The sequence below is a fragment of the Rhizobacter sp. P3_C12 genome (genome assembly GCF_056402735.1).
Window position 1 is genome coordinate 1 of record NZ_JBFUGW010000131.1, and the last position, 18016, is coordinate 18016.

General features: G+C 70.0%; 19 protein-coding genes. 15 read left to right on the forward strand and 4 right to left on the reverse strand.

Annotation, left to right across the window (positions count from 1 at the left end; all coding sequences use genetic code 11):
• From AC1DXV_RS19625 to AC1DXV_RS19645, 5 genes are all read left to right on the forward strand, one after another.
• Window positions 1-235, forward strand: a 235-nt coding sequence (locus AC1DXV_RS19625) for a helix-turn-helix domain-containing protein (protein ID WP_477935090.1), incomplete at its 5' end; no start/stop codon positions are given.
• Window positions 213-836, forward strand: a complete 624-nt coding sequence (locus AC1DXV_RS19630; RefSeq protein ID WP_477935092.1) for a flavoprotein — start codon at window positions 213-215, stop codon at window positions 834-836. The genes AC1DXV_RS19625 and AC1DXV_RS19630, both read left to right, overlap by 23 nt.
• A complete protein-coding gene (locus tag AC1DXV_RS19635; protein WP_477935094.1) occupies window positions 821-2248 on the forward strand; it encodes a DUF6513 domain-containing protein in 1428 nt (475 codons plus the stop codon). Before AC1DXV_RS19630 ends, AC1DXV_RS19635 begins: the two co-directional genes overlap by 16 nt.
• Window positions 2245-2829 carry a DUF447 domain-containing protein gene (locus AC1DXV_RS19640; protein WP_477866777.1) on the forward strand — a complete coding sequence of 195 codons (585 nt, stop codon included), beginning with the start codon at window positions 2245-2247 and terminating at the stop codon, window positions 2827-2829. Before AC1DXV_RS19635 ends, AC1DXV_RS19640 begins: the two co-directional genes overlap by 4 nt.
• The gene (locus tag AC1DXV_RS19645; RefSeq protein WP_477935096.1) at window positions 2829-3530 is read left to right on the forward strand and encodes a (5-formylfuran-3-yl)methyl phosphate synthase; all 702 of its coding nucleotides are present in this window, start codon (window positions 2829-2831) and stop codon (window positions 3528-3530) included. Before AC1DXV_RS19640 ends, AC1DXV_RS19645 begins: the two co-directional genes overlap by 1 nt.
• Window positions 3531-3597: 67 nt before the next feature.
• Here AC1DXV_RS19645 and AC1DXV_RS19650 read toward each other — a convergent pair whose 3' ends face one another.
• Window positions 3598-4548, reverse strand: a complete 951-nt coding sequence (locus AC1DXV_RS19650; protein WP_477868848.1) for a LysR family transcriptional regulator — start codon at window positions 4546-4548, stop codon at window positions 3598-3600.
• Between the two features lie 87 nt (window positions 4549-4635).
• Here AC1DXV_RS19650 and AC1DXV_RS19655 point away from each other — a divergent pair, with 87 nt between their 5' ends.
• From AC1DXV_RS19655 to AC1DXV_RS19665, 3 genes are all read left to right on the forward strand, one after another.
• On the forward strand, window positions 4636-5619 hold the full coding sequence (locus AC1DXV_RS19655; RefSeq protein ID WP_477935098.1) for an MBL fold metallo-hydrolase: 984 nt from the start codon (window positions 4636-4638) through the stop codon (window positions 5617-5619).
• Window positions 5620-5840: 221 nt separating this feature from the next.
• Window positions 5841-7070, forward strand: a complete 1230-nt coding sequence (locus AC1DXV_RS19660; protein WP_477935100.1) for a hypothetical protein — start codon at window positions 5841-5843, stop codon at window positions 7068-7070.
• Between the two features lie 132 nt (window positions 7071-7202).
• Complete coding sequence (locus AC1DXV_RS19665; protein WP_477868854.1) at window positions 7203-7436, forward strand: CopG family transcriptional regulator; 234 nt, start codon at window positions 7203-7205, stop codon at window positions 7434-7436.
• A gap of 362 nt (window positions 7437-7798) precedes the next feature.
• Here AC1DXV_RS19665 and AC1DXV_RS19670 read toward each other — a convergent pair whose 3' ends face one another.
• From AC1DXV_RS19670 to AC1DXV_RS19680, 3 genes are read right to left on the reverse strand one after another with little or no spacing between them, the layout of a single operon-like run.
• Window positions 7799-8413, reverse strand: a complete 615-nt coding sequence (locus AC1DXV_RS19670; protein ID WP_477868858.1) for an amino acid kinase family protein — start codon at window positions 8411-8413, stop codon at window positions 7799-7801.
• Window positions 8413-9495 (reverse strand): hydantoinase/oxoprolinase family protein, encoded by a 1083-nt coding sequence (locus tag AC1DXV_RS19675; RefSeq protein ID WP_477935102.1) that lies wholly within the window; start codon window positions 9493-9495, stop codon window positions 8413-8415. The genes AC1DXV_RS19670 and AC1DXV_RS19675 overlap by 1 nt, the downstream gene beginning before the upstream one ends.
• Complete coding sequence (locus AC1DXV_RS19680) at window positions 9488-10474, reverse strand: ATP-grasp domain-containing protein (RefSeq protein ID WP_477870250.1); 987 nt, start codon at window positions 10472-10474, stop codon at window positions 9488-9490. The genes AC1DXV_RS19675 and AC1DXV_RS19680 overlap by 8 nt, the downstream gene beginning before the upstream one ends.
• A gap of 22 nt (window positions 10475-10496) precedes the next feature.
• Here AC1DXV_RS19680 and AC1DXV_RS19685 point away from each other — a divergent pair, with 22 nt between their 5' ends.
• The 7 genes from AC1DXV_RS19685 to pabB all read left to right on the forward strand — a co-directional run.
• The gene (locus AC1DXV_RS19685; RefSeq protein ID WP_477870248.1) at window positions 10497-11198 is read left to right on the forward strand and encodes a HisA/HisF-related TIM barrel protein; all 702 of its coding nucleotides are present in this window, start codon (window positions 10497-10499) and stop codon (window positions 11196-11198) included.
• Window positions 11199-11506: 308 nt separating this feature from the next.
• Complete coding sequence (locus AC1DXV_RS19690; RefSeq protein ID WP_477870246.1) at window positions 11507-12772, forward strand: molybdopterin-binding domain-containing protein; 1266 nt, start codon at window positions 11507-11509, stop codon at window positions 12770-12772.
• Window positions 12769-14451: a formylmethanofuran dehydrogenase subunit A gene (locus AC1DXV_RS19695; protein WP_477935104.1), complete on the forward strand. Its 1683-nt coding sequence runs from the start codon at window positions 12769-12771 to the stop codon at window positions 14449-14451. The genes AC1DXV_RS19690 and AC1DXV_RS19695 overlap by 4 nt, the downstream gene beginning before the upstream one ends.
• Window positions 14448-15362, forward strand: a complete 915-nt coding sequence (gene fhcD / locus AC1DXV_RS19700) for a formylmethanofuran--tetrahydromethanopterin N-formyltransferase (protein WP_477870348.1) — start codon at window positions 14448-14450, stop codon at window positions 15360-15362. The genes AC1DXV_RS19695 and fhcD overlap by 4 nt, the downstream gene beginning before the upstream one ends.
• A complete protein-coding gene (locus AC1DXV_RS19705; protein WP_477870350.1) occupies window positions 15359-16168 on the forward strand; it encodes a formylmethanofuran dehydrogenase subunit C in 810 nt (269 codons plus the stop codon). The genes fhcD and AC1DXV_RS19705 overlap by 4 nt, the downstream gene beginning before the upstream one ends.
• Window positions 16169-16188: 20 nt before the next feature.
• Window positions 16189-16722 carry a formaldehyde-activating enzyme gene (gene fae / locus AC1DXV_RS19710; protein ID WP_047502252.1) on the forward strand — a complete coding sequence of 178 codons (534 nt, stop codon included), beginning with the start codon at window positions 16189-16191 and terminating at the stop codon, window positions 16720-16722.
• Window positions 16723-16728: 6 nt separating this feature from the next.
• The coding region (gene pabB, locus AC1DXV_RS19715) for an aminodeoxychorismate synthase component I (protein ID WP_477935106.1) at window positions 16729-18016 on the forward strand (1288 nt) is incomplete at its 3' end.

Below are 18016 nucleotides of genomic sequence, written 5' to 3' on the forward strand. Positions count from 1 at the left end.
GCCCATCGCATTGGCCGCGCCGGTGCTGCCGGCGGCCCTGCCCGCGATGGCCGACAACGCCACGCCGCCGCTGAAGCTGAACCCGATCCAGGTCAACGAACGGCAGGTGCTGCTGCAGATGCTGGAGCAGCACCGCTGGAACGTCAGCAATGTCGCCAAGGCGCTCGATGTCAGCCGCAACACCCTCTACCGCAAGCTCCACAAACTCCACATTGAAATCTCGCACCCCGAGTGATGCGCTGACCCCGCTCGGCGACGACGATGCCCCGCCGGTCGACGCGGCGCCGCGCTCGCGCTTCGCGTGGTGCATCACCGGCTCGGGCCACTTCCTCGACGAATCGCTGGCACTGGCCGCACGGCTGCCGGCCTGCGACCTGTTCCTGTCGGCCGCGGGCGAGGAGGTGCTGGCGATCTACAAGATGCCGCTCGAGGAGCTGAAGACGCGTTTCCGGGTCTTCCGCGACAAGACCGCGAGCGGCGTGCCGGTGGGCATGCTGTACGACGACGTCTACCACACGGTGGTGCTGGCGCCGGCCACCAGCAACACGGTGGCCAAGTGCGCCTTCGGCTTCAGCGACACGCTGCCCACCAACATGTTCGCGCAGGCCGGCAAGCTCGGCATCCCGGGCATCGTGTTTGCATGCGACACCGAACCGGTGGTGGTGACGAAGTCGCCGCACGACTGGGTGACGCTGCGCCCGCGGCGCATCGAACTGGACAACGTGGACCGCCTTCGCGAGATCGACTTCTGCCATGTGGTGTGCTCCCCCGCCGAACTGGAGGCCGCGCTCGATGCGCGCCTGAAGGAGCTCGCCCTCGCATGGACCAGCCCGTAGAACACATCGTCTTCCTGACCGGCCACCTGGCCCGGCCCAGCCTGGAGCGGGTGCTGGGCGGCATCGAGTCGGCGCCCTTCACCTGGGAGGTGCGCGACCTGGGCCTGCAGGTGGCCGCGCTGATGACGGCCGAGATGATCGCGCGCCGCGTGCCCGGCCCGGTGCAGGCCGACCGCATCCTGGTGCCGGGCCGCTGCCGCGGCGACCTCGACGCGCTGACGCAGCACTACGGCATCCCGGTGCAGCGCGGGCCCGAGGAGCTGAAGGACCTGCCGCGCTTCTTCAACCGCGCGGCCAAGCCGATGGACCTGAGCGAGTACGAGGTCGCGATCTTTGCCGAGATCGTCGACGCGCCGATGCTGTCGGTGGACGGCATCATCGAGCGCGCGCGCCAGCTCAAGGCCGACGGCGCCGACGTGATCGACCTCGGCAGCCTGCCGGCGACGCGCTTCGACCACCTGGCCGACAGCGTGCGGGCGCTGAAGGCCGAGGGCTTCCTGGTGAGCGTGGATTCGAACGATGCGCAGGAACTGCTGCGCGGCGGCCAGGCCGGTGCCGACTACCTGCTGAGCCTGACGCTCGACACGCTGTGGGTGGCCGGCGAGGTCGATGCGGTGCCGGTGCTGATCCCGCGCACGCCGGCCGACGAGGCTTCGCTGCACGCGGCCGTCGAGCAGATGCAGCGGCTGGGCAAGCCCTACTTCGCCGATGCGATCCTCGACCCGATCCCGTTCGGGCTGACCGCCTCGATCGTGCGCTACCACCGGCTGCGCGAGCGCTTTCCGGACGCGCCGATCATGCTGGGCATCGGCAACGTGACCGAGCTGACCGAGGCCGACACCAGCGGCATCAACGCGCTGCTGTTCGGCATCGCTGCCGAGCTGAACGTGGCCGCGGTGCTGACCACGCAGGTGAGCGCGCATGCGCGCCGCGCGGTGCGCGAGGCCGACTGGGCGCGCCGCATCATGCATGCCGCGGCCAGCCATGGCCGCCTGCCCAAGGGCATCAACGATGCGCTGATGACGGTGCATGCCAAGCACCCGTTCCCCGACACGCCGCAGGAGATCGCCGAAACGGCGGCGCAGGTGCGCGACCCGAACTTCCGCGTGYAGGTCTCGCCGCTCGGCCTGCATGTCTACAACCGCGATGGCCTGCGGCTCGGGCAAGGGGCGTTCGAGCTGTGGCCGCAGCTGAAGCTGGAGCACGACGCCGCGCACGCGTTCTACATGGGCGTGGAGCTGGCGCATGCCGAGATCGCGTGGAAGCTGGGCAAGCGCTACGTGCAGGACCAGCCGCTCGACTGGGGCGTCGCGGTCGAGACGCGCGCGCAGGACCTGGGCGGCTGGTGCGCGCCGGGGACCACGATGAGCACCGGCCAGGCGAGAGATCCGAACAAGAGAGCGAAAGCATGAACGACGTCATCTACGAGACGGTGGTGACCACGCTGTCGGCCGACGGCGTGCCGCACGTGGCGCCGATGGGCGTGCGCTACCAGGACGACCGGGTGGTGCTGATGCCGTTCAAGCCGTCGGCCACGCACGACAACATCGTCGCCACCGGCCATGCGGTGCTGAACCTGCTGACCGACACCCGCGTGTTCGCCGGCTGCGTGACCGGGCGCAAGCTCTGGCCGCTGGTGGCGGCCGAGAAGATCGCCGGCCGGCGGCTCGCGAACGCGCTCGGCCACGTGGAGCTGGCGCTGGCCGAGCGGCGCGACGACGTGCAGCGGCCGGTGCTGTTGATGGCGCGGGTGCACGAGGTGGCGCATGCGTCGTTCATCGGCTTCAACCGCGCGCAGGCGGCGGTGATCGAAGGGGCGGTGCTGATCAGCCGGCTGCACATGCTGGCGCCGGAGAAGATCGACGCCGAGATGGCGTATCTGCAGATCGCGATCGACAAGACGGCCGGTGAGGGCGAGCGCGAGGCCTGGGGGTGGTTGCGCGAGGCGGTGGTGCGGCATCGCGCGGGTGTCGATGCGAAGGAGGCGCGGTGATGGACCGCATGCGCTTGCTGGTCAGTGTGAGAAGCGTGGATGAGGCCTTGCTCGCAGCCGAAGGTGGTGCGGATTTCATCGATCTGAAGGAACCGCGCGACGGGGCGCTGGGCGGGCTGCCGGTGGCGACGATCCGCGCGATCGTGCAGGCATTGCGCGAACGCGGCATCGCGCTACCGATCAGCGCGACCATCGGCGACATGGGCATGCACGAGACTGACCTCATCGCCGCGCGCGTCGAAGCCGTCGGTGCCTGCGAGGTCGACTACGTGAAGGTCGGCATCGCGCCGTCACCGCAGGCGGCTGCGGTGCTCGACCGGTTGGCCGCCAGCCGTCATGCGGTGGTGCCGGTGTTCATTGCCGACGCCGGGCTCGATTTCGAGTTGATCGCGCAGGCCTGCCGGCTCGGCTTTCCGGGGCTGATGGCCGACACCGCCGACAAGCATGCCGGCAGCCTCTTCGCGTGCGTGGCCATGCCGGTGCTGCAGCAATTCGTCGCGACAGTGCGTCGCGCCGACAAGCTGGTCGGGCTGGCCGGTGCGTTGCGGCTGCCGGACCTGTCGGCGCTGCAACAGCTCGCGCCCGACTTTGCGGGCTTTCGAAGTGCGGTGTGCGCAGGCGATCGGTCTTCGACGCTTGATGCGCAGAAGCTGCGTGGATTGGTTGAATTGCTGGGGCAGGTTCCTGCGACGCTGCCCTGAGGCGGCATCGACGGATCGGCGTCATGGCTTGGCCGGCCCGATCGCTCAGGCAAGAGTCCTCTCAGAATCAAACCTCCATCGGAGAGCGATCCCCCGCGGAGGCCTTGTCGGCAAGCAGCGCCCATTCGCCGCGAAGGCTCTTGAGAGCGTAGTCGGCAAAGTGGCGTACTCGCGGGGCCAGATGCAATGCATGCGGGTACACGACATGCAGCGGTGCGCTGGGGATGCTGTATCGCCCCAGCACGCGCACCAGCGTTCCATCCCTCAGTTCCGAGCCCACATCCCATATCGACTTGAGAAAGATCCCGCCGCCGGCGAGCGCGAGCGCTTTGGCCGCGTTGCCGTCATTGCACAGGAAGGTCGCGTTCACCTCGGCCGAGACCGGTTTGCCTTCGTGCTGGAAGAGCCAGTGCCGCGTGCTTCGCGTGCCGTAGAGGATGCAGTTGTGCGCTGAGAGCGCAGCAGGCGTGTCGGGAGAGCCGAAGCGCCGCAAGTAGTCCGGCGCGGCGCACAGGACGAGCTCGCTGTCGGCGATGTGGCGTGCCGTCATCGTCGAGTCGTCGAGCACCCCGAAGCGCAGCGCCAGGTCAATGCCTTGCTCCACGAGATCCACGACGTCGTCGCTCAAGACGAGCTCGATCCTCAACGCCGGATGCATGGCCTGGAACTGCGCCGCCAGCGCTGCGAGATAGCGCGTGCCGAGCATGCGCGTCGCCGTCACCCGCAGGTGTCCGTTGATCTCGGTGCGGCTGTGCTGCATCACCGCCTCGGCCTGCTGCACCTCCGCAAGGATGCGCACGCAATGCAGGTGGAAGCGTTCGCCTTCCTGCGTCATTGATTGCCGCCGTGTGGTCCGGTTGAGCAGGCGAACGCCCATGCGCGCCTCGAGGCTGGCCAAGCGCTTGCTGACCACTGCCAGAGACAGGCCCAGCTCGTTCGCGGCCCCCGTGAGACTGCCGGCACTGGCGACCTTGTCGAAGATCGTCAGCTCGACCAGGTTGTCGATCATTGTTTCCATATCATTGATTGTGAAATCATGATTTCAATCTTTATCAACCAAATGGCGATAACTATAGTGCCTTTCACCACTTCACAGAGCCTCACGATGAAACGCACATTCCTTGCGGCCTTCCTGGCCGCCGCTGTCGCCACCAGCCTGGTCGCCCCGGTCTCATCATCCGCGGCCGAGGCGCCTGCGACCAAGGTGAGCCGCTATCAAGCCGGCTACTACCACTTCAAGCTCGGCGACTTCGAGATCGCGGCGCTGTCCGACGGCACGCTGCCGATCCCGACGCTGAAGCTGCTGACCAACGCCCAGCCCGGCAAGGTGGCGTCGCGCCTGGCGGACACGTATCAGACGACCGAGGTCGATGCCTCGGTCAATGCCTACCTGATCCGGGCGGGCGACCGCCTGATCCTGATGGACGCCGGCACCGGCGAGCTCTACGGCCCGACGTTGAACAAGCTCGAGGCCAGTCTCAAGGCGGTGGGCGTCACCCCGGAGCAGATCACCGACATCCTGATCACGCACGTCCACACCGACCACACCGGTGGCTTGATGGATGGCAAGCGCATCGTGTTTCCCAACGCCACGGTCCACATCGAGCAGAAGGAGGTCGCGTACTGGCTGAATCCCGAGAATCGCGCCCGGGCGCCGGAGGCGACGAAGAAGTACTTCGACGAGGCTTCGGCCAAGGTGCAGCCCTATGTCGATGCCGGCAAGGTGAAGACGTTCTCCGGCGCGACCGAGCTGTTCGCCGGCATCCGTTCCATCCCCGCTCCGGGCCACACACCGGGCCACACGTTCTACGCGCTCGAGAGCAAGGGCGAGAAGCTGGTCTTCTGGGGCGACCTGGTTCACGTGGCGGAAGTTCAGATGCCCGACCCGGGCGTGACGATCGTCTTCGACGTCGATCCCAAGGCCGCCGCAGCAACGCGCAAGAAGGCGTTCGCCGACGCGGTCAAGGGCCGGTACTGGGTCGCGGCCGACCACATCTCGTTCCCCGGCGTCGGCCATCTGCGCCGCGATGGCACAGGCTACCGGTGGATCCCCATGACCTACGTGAACGACCACTACGAGATGAAGTGAACCATGGCCCGGCGGTTGCTGAATCACTCCGCGGCACCGCTGCTGGCAGCGTGTCTGGCAAGCCCTGCAGGAACAGGGTCCCGGCGTTGCGCCGGGCGGTCGTCGGCTTCGCTTTTCCATCACCGCCCGGGTCGGGCCGGCTCCAACACTGGAGAAGCGTTGAAGCGGGCTGCAACCCCGCCGTCTCCGCGCCCCTTCTCCCCACACAGGAAGCCATTGCCATGATGAAAGTCAACCAGACCCACGGAGCTCGCCCAGCCTCCACGGCATCTGAAACGCAGCGATCGGACAGCCCGGCCTCGAACACCTCCGCCGGCGCGCGCTCGCGATCGGTGGATGGCTCGCTCGGAACGCTGGCAACGCGCACCTCGAATGCGTCCGGCACGGCGCGCACCCCCCGCGGCCCCACCAACAGCAACTTCGAACTCTCAAGCGCCGTGACCTACCAGCCCGGCAGCGGCCAGAAGCCGTCGCAGCCGAATGGCGAGCCGTATGCGACACCCCACTTCATCCATCCGGAAACGGGCGAGCACGTCCACCTGACGGGCGTCGAGTCGAAATCCGGTGTCTTCATCGTCACCAACCACCAGACGCACGAGGCCGTGGCGAGCCTGCGCATCATGGGCAGCGGCGACAACAAGACCGCCGTGCCGCCCGATCAATATGGGCTGAAGGGCGGCACGCGCTACACGCTGCGCGATGGCACGCCGTGCGACAGCCGGGGCAACCCGCTGCGCAGCTCGAGTTCGTCGCCGCGTCGCCAGCGCACCGCCTACGAAAGCTCCGGCCTGTCGCTCAGGCACGATTCGGACGACGACAGCGACGACTCCAACCACTCGCACTACTCGGGCAGCGCCCTGACCGGCGGCGCACCGTCGCGCGCCGAGATCCAGCGGCGCACCGACGACTTGCGCAGGCGCGGCTTCCAGCCGGTGGGCTACCACGGCACCAACCAGGCGGGGATGAACTCGCTCGTCCAGCAAGGCCCGCGCCGCGGCCATGGCGGCTCCAACAGCGGGCTCGAACGCGGCAACGGCTTCTACGTCTCGCGCGAACGCAGCTACGCCGAGGACTGGGCAGACAGCGCCACCCAATCGGGCGAGCCGGAGCCGCCGCGCTACGAGACGCCGCGCTACCCCGGCGAGCGCGGCATGCCTGCCGTCGGCGCCGTCTACGTGCAGCATCCGCAATTCCTCACCCCGGGACGCGACATCGCGTGGGGCCAGCAGGCCTCGCAGGGCGACCCCCATGGCGACCGCCGCCTGTCGCGCCACGACACCCGCGGCGACATGGCCGACAGCCGCTACGCGACCGAGGCCGTCATCGCGCCGCGCCAGTACGCCAACACCCGCATCGTGCCGTCGTACGGCTCGCCGGGCCGGATGGGGCCGTATCCGTCGCACGAGACGCCGGAGTACGGGCGGCCGTTCCATCCGGACGACGAATATTGAGAGAGGGTGGTGTTCGCAGCCTCGGCCTGGCGGCCGGGGCGCTTTCTCCGGCTCACCCGACTCACCCGGTGCGTCAGCGCTCAGCTGACTGCCTGATGCGTGATGTACGATGCGGCGCATCAGAGGTGAACCATGCGAACAACGCTCGCCATTGACGACGATATTCTGGCCACGGCAAAGCATCTCGCGGAGCGGGACCGCAAGACCGTTGGTGAAGTCATTTCCGACCTCGCTCGGCAGGGCCTGGCGCGGACGGCACGCTCAACCCCCGCGGAACGAAACGGTGTGCCGCTGCTACCGAGCCGCCGTGGCGCAACCACGATCACGCCGGAACTGGTCAACCACTTGCGCGACGAACTGCCGTGACCGTGTATCTGCTGGACGTCAATGTCCTGATCGCTCTTGTCGACCCCGCGCACATCCAGCATGACCCAGCGCACGATTGGTTCGCTCGGGTCGGGCGCAAGGGCTTTGCAGCGTGGTCCTCCGGTCACTGACGGCGATCCGCGGTCTCGCTGGCCACACCTTCTGGCACGACGATGTGAGCATCGCTGACGAGGAGCTCTTTGCGCCAGAACTTCTCTCGAGTCACTCGCGCGTGACCGATAGCTACCTGCTCGCACTCGCACACACAAACGGTGGGCGCCTGGCCACGATGGACCAGAAGTTGGCGACAGGGGTTGTGCCAGGCGGGAAGAAGGCTCTCGAACTCATCCTGACGGGCTGATCTACGGGAACGCCCGCCCCGCCCCCAGCACCCGGCTCTCGCCATACAACAACGCCCGCATCCCCTCCAGGTCGCCCTTGTGAATGATCTCGATCGGGAAGGCCGCCCCGTCCGCCAGCGTCGCGAAGCGCGCGTCGACGATGCCCTGCTCGCCCAGCTGCGCCAGCGTCGGCGAACCGTCCATCCGGCACGACTTCACCACCACCAGCCGCTCCGCATTGAGCCGCCGCGCCAGGTCCAGCGCGATGCTGTCGGACGTGACCTCCCAGTTGGTCTGCCCGTCGGGCTGCTCGCGTTGCAGCTCGAACGGAAGCCAGAGCGCCGTCTGCCCCTTGTGCAGCACGCGCCGGATGTCACTGCGGCTCGTCGCCAGTTGCAACGCGGGGTTCAGCGCGTTGAACTGGTAGGCGGTCTGCGCCATCGCCAGCACCGCCATGTTGTGCGCCGCCAGGTCGTTGAACTGCCAGTGCGACTGCAGGCGCCGCACTTCGTCGGCCAGGCTGCCGCCGCCGGACACCAGCGTCACGCGGCCTCCGCCCAGCTGGGCCAGCAGGTCCAGCCACTGCGGCAGCACGGGGTCGGCGCACAGGCTGCCGCCGAGCTTGACGACCCACATCAGCGCAGCTCCATGTCGAGCAGCATCGCCACCGCCACGCTCGGCGCGCACACCTGCGCCCAGCCCGCCACCGCCGGTGCGGCGCCGGGCGCCAGGCGGGCCAGGTCGCTGCCGTAGCGGCGGCACGCGCAGGCCGCACCGTGCGCGGCGGCCAGCACGTCGGCCACCAGGAAATCGCCACACCCTGCGCTGACGACGACGGCATCGGCCGACATCCGGTGCATCGCCATCACGCGCTGCAGTTGCGCGCCCAGTTCGTCCACCTGCGCGGCGCGCCAGTCCTGCGCGAACACCAGCCACTCGCCATCGCAGGCATCGCGCGCATCCATGCCGATCATCCGCGCCAGCCGCTTGCGCGTGGCCGGCAGGTCCTTCGGCGCGTTGTCGGCGCTCGGGTACAGGTCGTGCGCCGGGTCCAGCTCGCCGGTCAGGCGGTACACGTCGGCCACGGTGGCGAAGTACTCGTTCATCACGTTGAGCCGCTCGCCGCGCCACGCAATCTGCCGCGCCAGCCCGCACAGCGGCGTGCGCACCACGCCCTGGTAGACGAGCTCGCCGGTGGCCAGGCGCTGCACGTCGCTGCGCGCCTGCGTGACGACCTGCCCGTGCTTGAACGCGATGATGTCGGTGGTGGTGCTGCCGATGTCGATCAGCACGCCCTCTCTTTGAAAACCCTCGAGGTCGCGCGCCGCGTGCAACGCCGTGGCCAGCCAGTTGGCCGAAGCGATGTGCTGCCACTCGGCGGCCACGCGTTCGCCGTCGCACCAGCCCTCGTCCCCGGTGAAGAACTGCACCGGCGCTGCGGGCCAGGCCTCGCACAGCAGCGCCGCGATGCGCTGCACGCCGGCCTCGCGGTGCTCGAACAGGTCGACCATCTCGCCCGTCATCGTCACTGCGTGCCGGGCCTGCGCGGCCGCGGGCCAGCGCTCACGGGCCGATTGCAGCGCGCGCTCCAGGTGTTCGATGCCCTGCCACAACGGGCAGGCCCATTGCGCGACGTCGACCACGCGGCCGCGCTGCAGCAGGCAGGCCTTGACGTGCGCGCCGCCGATGTCCCAGCCGACGACGGTGGCGTCATCCATGGCCGTCGCCCGCCGCGCCGACGGCATGCTCGCGCAGCAGGTCGGCCGCGAGGTTGCGGCCGAGCGCCGCCGACAGGCCCACGTAGGCGCAGGTGACGCGCGGGTTCACCTCGATCAGCACCGGCCCGCAGCGCGGGTGCCACACCACGTCGATGCCGACGAAGCCACGCAGGCCCGGGATGCCCTTCGCCACCTGCGCGGCCAGCCGCGACAGCGCCCGCCCGCGCTCGCTGTCGAGCGCGATCGCATTCACCTCGACCCCTTCGAACGACAAGGTGCCGTCCGCATCGATGGCAATGTCCTGGCGGTTCACGCTGAGCACCTCGCTGCCCTGCGCGGTGCACAGCATCGACACGCTGAGCGGTTCGCCGTCGACCCAGGGCTCGATGGCCATCGGGCTGCCGGCGGTCGAGCGCCGGTCCCAGTCGCTCAGCGCGTCGTCCTGCCAGGTGTGCACCCGGGTCGCGACGCCGCCCGCGCCATCGTCGGGCTTGACCACCCAGCGATCCACCTCCGGCACGTGCTCGAAGGCGAGCGGCGTGGTCACGCCCTGCCCCGCCAGGTGCTGCAGCGTGGCGCGCTTGCCCGAGCTCAGCGCGATGGCCTGCGCGCTGCACCCCAGCCAGCGCGCGGCACCCACCACCTGCTGCATGCGCGCCAGCAGGCCGCCGGTCTCGGGCGCGACGACCCAGGCCACGTCATGCAGGGCGGCCTGGCGCGCGACGAAATCGAACGGCGATTCACCGCCGCGCGGCCGCACCGGCTCGGCATTGCCCGGCACGCGCGGCGCCCGCGCGCTGGCCGCCACCGACACCATCACGTCGTCGACCTGCAACAGATCCTGCGCCAGCGCATCGCGCATCGACAGGCCGAGCGGCAGCAGTTCGGCCGCCGCCGCCTCGTCGTTGACGGTGGCATCGCCGGCCGACGGGATCAGCCCGCCGCCGCTGAGATACTCGTAGACGAAAACCCGTTTCATCGATGCTCCTCGGTTCAACTGCATGACTGTCATTCCCGTCATCGACCTGCTGCAAGGCCAGGTGGTGCGCGCCGTGCGAGGTGAGCGGCAGCACTACCGGCCGATCGACTCGGCGCTGTGCGCCAGCAGCGATCCGCGCACCGTCGCGCGCATCCTGTGCGAGCACTGTGCGGCGCAGCAGCTGTACGTCGCCGACCTCGATGCGCTGCAGGGCGGCGCGGGCCAGGTCGCCGTCGTGCGGCAACTGCTCGAGGCCTTGCCGGGCATCGAGCTCTGGCTGGACGCCGGCTTCGCCGACGTGTCGCAGGCGCGCGCGCTGGATGCGGCGCTCGGGCCGCTGGCGCAACGCCTGGTGCCGGTCTTCGGCAGCGAATCGCTGCGCTCGCGCGCGGCACTCGCAGCCTGCTTCACGGCACCCGGCCGCGGCATCCTGTCGCTCGACCGCCGCGACGGCGAACGCCTGGACGCGGCCGGTTGCTGGGAGGCCCCCGAGCTGTGGCCCTCACGCGTCATCGTGATGACGCTGGAGCGCGTGGGCTCCGGCGCCGGGCCCGACCTGGACACGCTGCGCCAGCTGGCCGCGCGCTCGCCGCAGACCCGGCTGATCGGTGCCGGTGGCATCGCGAGCGTCGCCGATCTGACCCGCGCGGGCGCGGCCGGCGCGTCGGCCTGGCTGGTGGCCAGTGCCCTGCACGACCTCGGGTTGCCCCGAATGCCTGCCTGATCTGAAGCACATGCGTCCATGACGGGACGACGCATCACGTTTCGTGCCAACCGCAGGCGCTCCCTCTCCCCCCGTTCGCCCTGAGCCTGTCGAAGGGTCGGACTGAGCTTGTCGAAGGCCTGCGACGCTGTGGCACGACCCTTCGACAAGCTCAGGATGATCGGGCCCTTCGACAGGCTCAGGGTGAACGGAGGGTGCCTCCCGCCAGAACCGAGACACTGTGTCCCGCTTCTGGCCGCCGCACCCGCGGCGCCCTCGCCGTTGCCGGGGCGGGCCTCGTGGCACATCGCTTGCGTTGAAACGGGCACATGAGCGACACCTCCGTGACTCCGCGCGCCGCCACCGCACGCTGGACCTGCCCGTTCTGCCTGCTGCTGTGCGACACCGCCACGGTGCAGGTCGACGACGCGGGTGCCCTCACGCTGTCGGGCAGCGGCTGTGCCAGCGCCCGCCATGCGCTGGCGCGGTTCACGGCCCGGCCCTCGACGGCCTCGCCACGCGTGGACGGCCAGGACTGCTCGCTCGCCGAAGCCATCGCGGCAGCGGCCCGGCGGCTCGCCGCGAGCCGGCAACCGCTGTTCGCCGGCCTGGGCACCGATGTGTCGGGCGCCCGCGCGCTGTACCGCCTGGCCTGCCGGACCGGCGCGATCTGCGATGCGGCCGAGGGCGAGGCGCTGATGACCACGCTGCGCGCGACGCAGGACCGCGGCAGCTTCTTCACGACGCTGGCCGAGGTGCGCACGCGCGCCGACCTGATCGTCTGCGTCGGCGGCACGCCGGTGCGGCAGGCGCCGGAGTTCTTCGATCGGTGCGGCGTCGGCGAGGCGCTCGTGGCGCAGCGGCGGGTGGTGGTGCTGGGCGGTGGAACAGCCGACGACGCGGTGCTCGACGGCCTGCGCACGCGTCCGGGCATCACGGTGGACACGATCCCGCTGCACGGCGACCTGTTCACCACCGTCGCGCTGCTGTCCGCATTGGTCGCAGGGCGCGCCGTGCGCGAGGCACCGGCGGCGCTGCAGTCGCTGGCCACGCATTTGCGGCAGGCGCGCTACGCGGTGTTCGTCGGCGAGACGCGCACGCTGCCGCACCAGGGCGCGCTGGTCGTCGAAGGCATCCACCGCACCGTCGGCACGCTGAACCAGCGCACCCGTGCCGCGGCGATGTGGCTGGGCGGCGGCAACGGTGCCGGCACGGTGAACCAGGTGTTCACCTGGCTGTCGGGCCTGCCGCTGCGCTCGCGCGCGGGGCCGCTCGGGCTCGAGCACGAGCCGCTGTGCTTCGATGCGCAGCGCCTGCTGTCCGACGCGGCGGTCGACAGCCTGCTGTGGGTGTCGAGCTTCGATCCGGACCTGGCCCCGCCGGCGACCACGCTGCCGACCGTCGTGCTCGGCCATCCCGCGCTGGCCCGGGCGCCGGCCGCGGTGTTCATCCCGGTGTCGACGCCGGGCATCGGCTCGCCGGGGCACCTGTTCCGGGCCGATGGCTCGGTGATGCTGCCGCTGTTCGCGGTGCACGACGACGGCTTGCCGACGTTGGCCAGCGTGATCGATCGCATCGCAGGAGCCCTCGCATGAGCAGCGTGCGCCTGCGCGGCGGCCTGGTCATCGACCCCGCGAACGACGGCCAGCCCCAGGTGCGCGACCTCGGCGTGCGCGACGGCCGCATCGTCGCGCTCGCGCCGCACGAGGCCGTCGACGACGAGGTCGATGCGAGCGGCTGCGTCGTGATGGCCGGCGGCATCGACATGCACACGCACATCGGCGGCGGCAAGGTCAACCTGTCGCGCCTGCTGCTGCCCGAGCTGCAGCGCCGTGGCGCCGACCCGTTCGCGCGGTCCACGAACCCGCTCGAGCTGGCCTCGTGCGGCGGCTGCACGCCGGGCACGCTGGCCACCGGCTACCGCTACGTCGAGATGGGCTACACCGCGGCCTTCGAGCCGGCGATGATGCCGTCGAACGCCCGCCACACGCACATGGAGATGGGCGACACGCCGATCCTCGACCACGGGGCCTACGTGATGCTCGGCAACGACGAGCTGTTCCTGCAGATGCTGGCTGAGCGGCAGGACTTCGAGCGCATCCGCGACTACATGGCATGGACGATCCGCGCCACCAAGGCGATGGGCGTCAAGGTGGTGAACCCGGCCGGCATCTCGGCCTTCAAGTTCAACCAGCGCAAGCTCGATGTCGACGAGAACCATGTGCACTGGCAGGTCACGCCACGGCAGGTGGTGCACACGCTGGCGCGCGCGCTGCGCGAGCTGGGCGTGCCGCACCCGCTGCACATCCACGGCAGCAACCTCGGCGTGGCCGGCAACATCCAGTCGACGCTGGACACCATCGCCGCGCTCGAAGGCCTGCCGGCGCACCTGACGCACGTGCAGTTCCACGCCTACGGCACCGAGGGGGCCAAGAAGTTCTCGTCGGCCGCGGCCCAGCTGGCCGAGGCGGTGAACGCGAACCCGAACGTCAGCATCGACGTCGGCCAGATCATGTTCGGCCAGACCGTCACCGCGTCGGGCGACACGATGCGCCAGCATGCGCAGTCGGGGCTCGCCAGCCCGCGCAAGTGGATCGGTGCCGACATCGAGTGCGACGCCGGCTGCGGCGTGGTGCCGTTCCGCTACCGCGAGCAGAGCTATGTGAACGCGCTGCAATGGGCGATCGGGCTGGAGATCTTCCTGCTCGTGAAAGACCCGTGGCGCGTCGCGCTGACCACCGACCACCCGAACGGCGGGCCCTTCACCAGCTACCCGCACCTGATCCGGCTGCTGATGGACAAAAGCTTCCGCAACGAGCAGCTGGCGAAGCTGCATCCCGACGTGGCGGCGCACAGCGCGCTCGGCGCGATCACGCGCGAGCTGAGCCTGCACGAGATCGCGATCATGACGCGCGCCGGGCCGGCGAAGCTGCTCGGCCTGCAGGACCGCGGCCACCTCGGCGTGGGCGCCGCGGCCGACATCGCGGTCTACCGCGAGAACGCCGACCGCGAGGCGATGTTCAGCACGCCCGAGCGGGTCTACAAGGATGGCACGCTGGTGGCCCGCGCCGGGCGCATCACCGCGGTGCCGACCGGCGGCACGCACTTCGTCGAGCCCGCGTACGACCGCGGCATCGAGGGCTACCTGCGCAAGCACCTGGCGGCGCACGGCTCGGTGAACTTCGATGCGGTGGCCATCGACCATGACGAGCTGTGCACCTGCTGCAACGGCGGGCGCCTGCTGCCGACAGCCTGCTTCGAGCATTCGCCATGATCGAGAACGGCGTCTTCATCGACGACAGCTTCGCCGAGGCCTTTCCGATGAAGGCCACGCGGCTCATCATCACCGCGCACAACCTCACCTGGGCGCGCCATGCCGCGGTGTCGGCGACCGGCTTCGCGACCTCGGTGATCGCCTGCGGCTGCGAGGCCGGCATCGAGCGCGAGCTCGACCCCGCCGACACGCCGGACGGCCGGCCCGGCGTCAGCGTGCTGATCTTCTCGATGTCGGGCAAGGAGCTCGCGAAGCAGGTGGAGCGGCGCGTCGGGCAATGCGTGCTGACCTGCCCCACCACCGCGGTGTTCGCCGGCATCGCCGAAGGCGAGCCCATCCCGCTCGGCAAGAACCTGCGCTTCTTCGGCGACGGGTGGCAGATCTCGAAGGTGATCGCCGGCGTGCGCTACTGGCGCGTGCCGGTGATGGACGGTGAGTTCGTCGCGCAGGAGACGACGGCCGTCGTCAAGTGCGTGGGCGGCGGCAACCTGCTGCTGATGTGCCGCGACACCGATGCCGCGCTCGCGGTGGCCGAGGTGGCGGTGGCCGCGATGCAGGCGCTGCCCAACGTGATCATGCCGTTCCCGGGCGGCGTGGTGCGCTCGGGCTCGAAGGTCGGCAGCAAGTACGCCACGCTGAGTGCGTCGACCAACGACGCGTTCTGCCCGAGCCTGCTCGGCCTCGCGGCCAAGAGCGAGATCACGCCGCAGACGCGCTGCGTGATGGAGATCGTGATCGACGGCCTGACCGAGGCCGACGTCGGCGCGGCGATGCGCGCCGGCATGCAGGCCGGCATCGCGATCGGCGCGGCCGGCGGCCTGCTGCGCATCTCGGCCGGCAACTACGGCGGCAAGCTCGGGCCCTTCCACTTCCACCTGCGCAAGCTGCTCGCTGCGCAGGCCGCGGCATGAGCGGCTGGCGACTCACGCTGCGGCACGCGCCAGCGCTGCGCGTGGACTTGCGCGGCGTGCTGCCGGCCACCTTGGGCGGCCTGTCTGCCGCGCAGATCGGGCAGGTGGCCGTGGGGCACGGGTCTTCTCGGGTGCCGCTGGGCGAGTTCTTCACCATCGAGGCCGAAGATGACGACGCGCTGGTGTTCGATGGCGACCTGTCGCGCTTCGACCGCGTCGGCTGGCAGATGGCGGGCGGTCGCATCGCCGTGCACGGCCCGGCCGGTCACTACGCCGGCGGCTGCATGACCGGCGGCGAGCTGCGCGTGCACGGCGCGGCCGGCCTGCTGGCGGCCTGCGAGATGGCGGGCGGGCAGCTGACGGTCGATGGYGATGCGGGCGATTTCGCTGCCAGCACGCTGCCCGGCAGCATGGACGGCATGCGCGGCGGCACGCTGCTCGTGAAGGGCAACGCCGGCGAGCGCTTCGGCGACCGCATGCGGCGCGGCACGGCGCTGGTGTTCGGCAATGCGGGCGACTTCCTCGCCTCGCGCATGGTCGCCGGCACCATCGCGATCGGCGGGCGCGCCGGCGCGCACGCGGGCTACGGCATGCGGCGCGGCAGCGTGGTGTTCGCGACATCGGCTCCGGAGATCGCGCCGACCTTCGTACCGGCGGTGGCCGACGCAGTGGTGTTCTGGCAACTGCTGGCCCGCGACCTCGCACGCCACGGCGGACCCTTCGAAACCTTGCCGTCGCGCGCCATCCAGCGGCATCTGGGCGACCTCGCGTCCGACGGCCGCGGCGAATTGATCCTGGCAACCTGAGCACCCGAGAAAGAGCCTCCATGACCAAGACCTACCTGTTCCACGCCGGCGAAGCCACCGTGTTCGCGCGCGAAGGCCAGTTCACCGATGCGATGCCCGAGATCCTGATCGGCCGCACCGACGGCCCCGTCGGCCAGGCCTTCGCGAACATGATGGCGCAGAGCAAGGGCCACACCGCGATGTTCGCGATCCGCGCCTGCAACCAGCTGGTGCGGCCGGCCACCATCATCGTGCCGAAGGTCACGCTGAAGGACTTCGCCAACATCGACCTCTACGGCGGCGTCGTGCAGAGCGCGACGGCCGATGCGGTGGTCGACTGCCTGATCGACGGCACGATCCCGAAGGACATCGCCAACGAGCTGTGCATCATCAGCCTGGTGTGGATCGACCCGCGCTGCGCGAAGGACGAGAACCTCGACAAGAAGGACATGTACCGCACCAACCACGAGGCGACGAAGCTGGCGATCAGGCGCGCGTTGAACAACGAGCCCTCGGTCGACGAGCTGATCGCCAACCGCCACAAGATCAAGCACGACATGGACGACTGGAGCTGACCCGGTGTGAACGACCTCTACGCGCTGCTCGACGACTGCCACGCGACGCGCGGCAACCCGCTCAGCCGGCTGTGCACCGGCTTCGAGCGCGAGCACCGTTGTGTCGATCCGGCGCAGCTCGATGCCGTGTGGGCCGCGGTCGATGCGGACCTGCGCACCGGCCTGCATGCGGTGCTGCTGGCCGACTACGAATGGGGGGCCAAGCTGATGCGGGCCGGGCATGCGCGGCTGCGGCCGGACGATGCGGCGTCGCTGCGGGTGCTGATGTTCCGCGAGCTGGCGCGGCTGTCGAACGACGAGGTCGATGCGTGGCTGGCCGCGCGCAGCAGCGATGGCGCGAGCGGCGTGATGAACCTGCGCCCGAGCGTCGACAAGCCCGGCTTCACGCGTGCGATAGCCCGCATCCACGAGGCGATCCGCAACGGCGAGACCTACCAGGTCAACTACACGTACCGGCTGCATGGCGACGCGTACGGCTCGCCGGTCGACCTGTACCGCCGCCTGCGCGCGCGCCAGCCGGTGGCGTATGGCGCGCTGATCGCGCTGCCGGACGAGGGCAACCCGCATGTGCTGTCGCGCTCGCCCGAGCTGTTCCTGCGCCACGAGGCCGGCCTGCTCACCGCGCGGCCGATGAAGGGCACGGCGCCGCGCATCCGCGCGCCCGAGAGCGACAGCGAGACCGCCCGCCTGCTGTCGCTCGACATCAAGAACCGCGCCGAGAACCTGATGATCGTCGACCTGCTGCGCAACGACCTGGGCCGCATCGCGCAGACCGGCTCGGTGAAGGTGCCGTCGCTGTTCGCGATCGAGCCGTATGCGACGCTGTTCCAGATGACGTCGACGATCCATGCGCAAGTGCGGCCCGAGGTCGGTTTCGCCGAGCTGCTGCGCGCGGTGTTCCCCTGCGGCTCGATCACCGGGGCGCCCAAGCACCACACGATGGAGCTGATCGCCGGGCTGGAGAGCACGCCGCGCGGCCTGTACTGCGGGGCGATCGGCTGGGTCGACGCGCCGCAGGGCGAAGCGCGCATTGGCGATTTCTGCCTCAACGTGGCGATCCGCACGCTGACGCTGGGCGCCGAGGCCGACGGGCTGCGGCCGGCGCGGCTGGGCATCGGCGCCGGCATCGTGCTCGACAGCCGCGCCGACGACGAGTTCGAGGAGTGCCTGCTGAAGGCGCGCTTCCTGACCGGGCTGGACCCGGGCTTCCAGCTGTTCGAGACGCTGTGGGCGCAGCGCGGCGAGGCGCGCGGGCTCGATGAGCACCTGGCGCGGCTGGCGCGCAGCGCCCGCG